The 4,036-nt window shown below is 73.3% G+C and carries 1 protein-coding gene; it reads right to left on the bottom strand.

The annotated features are described in order from the left end of the window. Positions 1-117: 117 nt before the first annotated feature. A complete protein-coding gene (locus QZY48_RS35005; RefSeq protein WP_366929768.1) occupies positions 118-3,948 on the bottom strand; it encodes an Rne/Rng family ribonuclease in 3,831 nt (1,276 codons plus the stop codon). Positions 3,949-4,036: the final 88 nt, after the last annotated feature.

Here is a 4,036-nt window from a genome sequence, read left to right as displayed (position 1 = left end):
GTGGGAGCGGCCCCCAGGCCGCGACGGATATCGCCCCCGAGGCGGCCGTGTTGATCGCCCCGGGCTGAAGAGGGGCGGTTGCCCCGTTCAGCCCTCGGGTGCAGCGCCGCTTTAAGTTCAGACGGCCGCGTGCTCGTTGCGGGCCGGAGTCGGTGCTTGCTCGGCAGGTGTGTCAGCGACGGGTGCCGGAGGCGGCATGTGCTCCGCGGTCGTGTCGGCTACGGGCGCCGGTGGCAGCGCGGCGGGTCCGTCGGCGAGTGGGGCCGGCACTTGGTCGGCAGGCGCTTCGGCGACCGGGGGCGGTGCGGGCTCGGCCGGTGCTTCGGCGACCGGGGGCGGTGTCAGCTCCGGAAGCGCTTCGGCGACCGGAGTCAGGGCTGGTGCTTGGTCGGCCGGCGCCGGGGTCGGCGCTTGATCGGCCGGCATTGCGGCGACCGGTGGCGGCTCGGCACGCGCATCGGCGACTGGGGGCGGCACTGGCTCGGCCGTCGCTTCGGCGACCGGCGCCGGGGCTTGTCCGGCGTCCGTGTCGCTGGCCGGTGACGGGGCCCTTGCGTCTGTGGCCGCGACCGCGGCCGGCGCCGGCTGGGTTACAGCGACGAATTCGCCGGGGTGGTCGCCATCCGGCGCGCTCGGGGACTCGCCGCTTGGGGCGGGCGAGGTCAGAGCACCCGGCGGCGGTACGACTGCGCTCTGGGGTGCCGCGTCTGGGGTACCTGGTCGTGGGCCGAGGTCGCCCCTCGGCTCGTCGGCGCTCTCGCCGCCGGCCGGTGCCGTCTCCTCAGTGGCCGCGTCGGTCGCCGGGGTGCCGGCGGCCTCGGTGCCGGGACGCCGCCGATTGCGGCCGCCGCGACGACGCCGGGGCCGGGGGCGCCCGGCCGGGTCTTGGGCGGCCGCGTCGGTGCCCTCGGCGGGGTCGTCCCCATCCCCCGGGTCGGTGTCGGACTCGCCTTCGTCACCCTCCAACACCGCTCCCCGGTCGGCGGCGAGTTGCGGCCGGGCCGCACCGGTCGCGACCGCGTCCGTTGCCGCCGCCGTGGGATAGACCGGGTAGGTGTCGTAGTCGTCGTCGTCCCAGTGGTCCTCCTCCGGGGCGGCGGCGGGCTGGGCCCAGGGGTCGGGGGCCGTCGGGGCGGCGAGTTGGTGCGTGGCGCGCTCGGCCGTGGTCGCGTCCCGATCCCAGGGCGAGGGTGCGCTGGGGGCCTCGAAGGTGTCGACCGCGTCGTTGCCGACCGGGGCCGTGGCCGGGGCGACGGGTGCCGCGTTCAGGCCCGGCGCCGGTAGCGCCTGGTTGCCGGGGGCGGACTGGTCGGCGACCTCGATCAAGGCGAGTGCACTCACCGCGACCAGGGTCTCGACCGGGGGCCGCACGCCAGGGTTCGTCGCGTCCGGGGCGGATTCATCAGCGGCGGCGTGGCGCGCGTGGTCGGTCCAGGGCCGCTCCCGCGCCGCGTCCTGGTCGGCTGCGGGCGGACCCGCCGGGCTGCGCTCGCGGGTCTGGTGCCCCCGCGGCGCCTGGCCGGGGGACTGGGCCTCCCGTGAGGTTGCGCCGGTCGGCTCCCGGTTCGGCTCCCGACCAGGTTCAGGGGTGGTTTCGCGCTGACCACCGGCGGCGCGGGCCTCGTCGCTCACCCCCGGCTCGTCGCGCCGCCCGCGGCCGCGACCGCCCCGGCGGCTGCGCGGCTCGCCCTCACGGCGCTCACGCGGTTGCTCCCCGGTCTCGGGCCGCGTGCCGTCCGGCCGCGGCTGGACGCGCTGGGCCTCGCGGCCGGCGTTGCGCTCGGCGCCCCGGTCGGCCGCCTGGTCCTCGGGCCGTTCCGCGATCCGATCCGGGGTCCGGGTGGGTCTGTCACTGGGGCGCTCGGCCCCGCGATCGGTGGGCCGTTCGCCCTGCCGCTCGCCTGGCCGCACGCCTTGGCGCTCGGCCCCGCGACCGCCGGTACGCGGGCGCTCCGGCTCGCTACGGCCCTGGGCCGGCGCCGCCGCCCCCGGGCGCTGGTCACGACCATCGTCGCGCCGCCCCTCGCGCCGCCCCTCTTCGCCGCGCGGGCGCTGCCCCTGGTCGGGCCGCCGCTGGCCGCCCTGCGGCGGGCGCTCGGTCCGGTTGGCCCGGTCCTCGGTGTCGACCGGACGGATCGGCGGCTGCGCGATGGGTTCGACGCGGGGGGCGAAGAGCCCGGTCCAGATGCGCTTGAGCAGGTTTTCCGCGGCCGGTCGATCCTGGGTCTGAGGGTCCTGGGGATCGGCATAACGCGCGGGCTCGCGCTCGGGGGCGCGGGCGGACCAGGCGTTATCGGGCCGCTCCTGCTCGGGCGCCGGTTCCCGCGTGGGCATGGGGGAGGTCGGGGTGATGGCCTTGACCGTCGGTTCTTCGCTGCGGGTCGGCTCGCTCGCCCGCGCGTGGGTGCCGCCGACCGCCTGGGGCAGGACGGCCAACTCGTAGCTGGGCCGCTCGTCGGGTTGCTTGGTCAGGTCCTGACTGCGCTGGCGCTCGATCTGATAGTCCGGGGTCTCGATGTGCTTGTTGGGCAGCAACAGGACCTGGACCTCCTGACGCGCCTCGAGCTCCAGGATGGCCCGGCGCTTTTCGTTGAGCAGGAAGGTGGCCACGCTGACCGGCAGGTGGGCGATGATGCGCTCGGAGCTGTCCTTCATCGCCTCCTCTTCGATGATGCGCAGGATGGACAGGGCGAGCGACTCGACGCCGCGGATCTTGCCCTGCCCATGGCAGCGCGGGCACTCGCTGGTGGTGGAGTCCCCCAGCGACGGACGCAGGCGCTGGCGCGACATTTCCAGCAGGCCGAAGCGGGAGATGCGCGCCACCTGGACGCGGGCGCGGTCGTGCTTCAGGGCATCGCGCAGCCGGTCCTCCACCGCGCGCTGGTTCTTGGGCGGGGTCATGTCGATGAAGTCGATGACGAAGAGCCCGCCCAAATCGCGCAGGCGCAACTGGCGGGCGATCTCGTCGGCGGCCTCCAGGTTGGTGTTGAGCGCCGTCTCCTCGATGTCCGCGCCCTTGGTAGCGCGCGAGGAGTTGATGTCGATGGCGGTCAGGGCCTCGCCGTGATCGATGACGATGGAGCCGCCGGAGGGCAGGCGCACCTCGCGCTGGAAAGCGGTCTCGATCTGGCTCTCGATCTGGTAGCGGGTGAAGAGCGGCACCTCGTCCTGGTAGATGCGCAGCTTCTTCAGGTTGCCCGGCATCACCTGGCGCATGAAGGCCTCGGCCCGGTCATAGACGGCCCGGTCGTCGATCACGATCTCGCCGATGTCCACCCGCAGGTAGTCGCGGATGGAGCGGATGATGACATCGCTCTCCTGATAGATCAGGAAGGGCGCCCGGCGCCCGGCGGCGGACGACTCGATCGCGCGCCAGAGTTGGAGCAGGTAGTCGAGGTCCCACTGGAGCTCTTCGGTGTTCTTGCCGACGCCGGCGGTACGCACGATGAGCCCCATGTCGTCGGGGATGGCGAGTTGGCTCATGACATCGCGCAACTCGCTGCGGTCCTGGCCCTCGATGCGGCGCGACACCCCGCCGGCGCGCGGGTTGTTGGGCATCAGCACCAGATAGCGGCCGGCGAGCGAGACGAAGGTGGTGAGCGCCGCGCCCTTGCTGCCGCGCTCCTCCTTGTCGATCTGTACCACCACCTCGCGGCCCTCGCGCACCACCTCCTTGATGTTGATGCGGGTCCCGGGCTTGGCGGTGTCGGGCTCGAAATAGATGCGGGAGATCTCTTTCAGCGGCAGGAAGCCGTGACGGTCGGCGCCGTAGTCGACGAAGGCGGCCTCCAGGCTCGGCTCGACACGGGTAATGGTGCCTTTGTAAATGTTGGCCTTTTTCTGTTCGCGGCCGGGGGATTCGATATCGAGGTTATAGAGGATTTGACCATCGACGGTCGCAACGCGCAACTCTACGGGCTGAGTCGCGTTGATCAGCATTCTTTTCATCTTGTTCCTTTTCTTATTCTGGGCGCAGGTCCCGCCGGTGGCCGGCCCCGGCGGCACGCGGGGGCCGTCAGCCGCCGCGGGGCCGGGT

The organism is uncultured Thiodictyon sp. (assembly GCF_903828115.1).
In the GTDB taxonomy this organism is placed as follows: Bacteria; Pseudomonadota; Gammaproteobacteria; order Chromatiales; family Chromatiaceae; genus Thiodictyon.
Note: the sequence above shows the minus strand (reverse complement) of the source record. Positions and strands in the feature narration are given on the sequence as shown.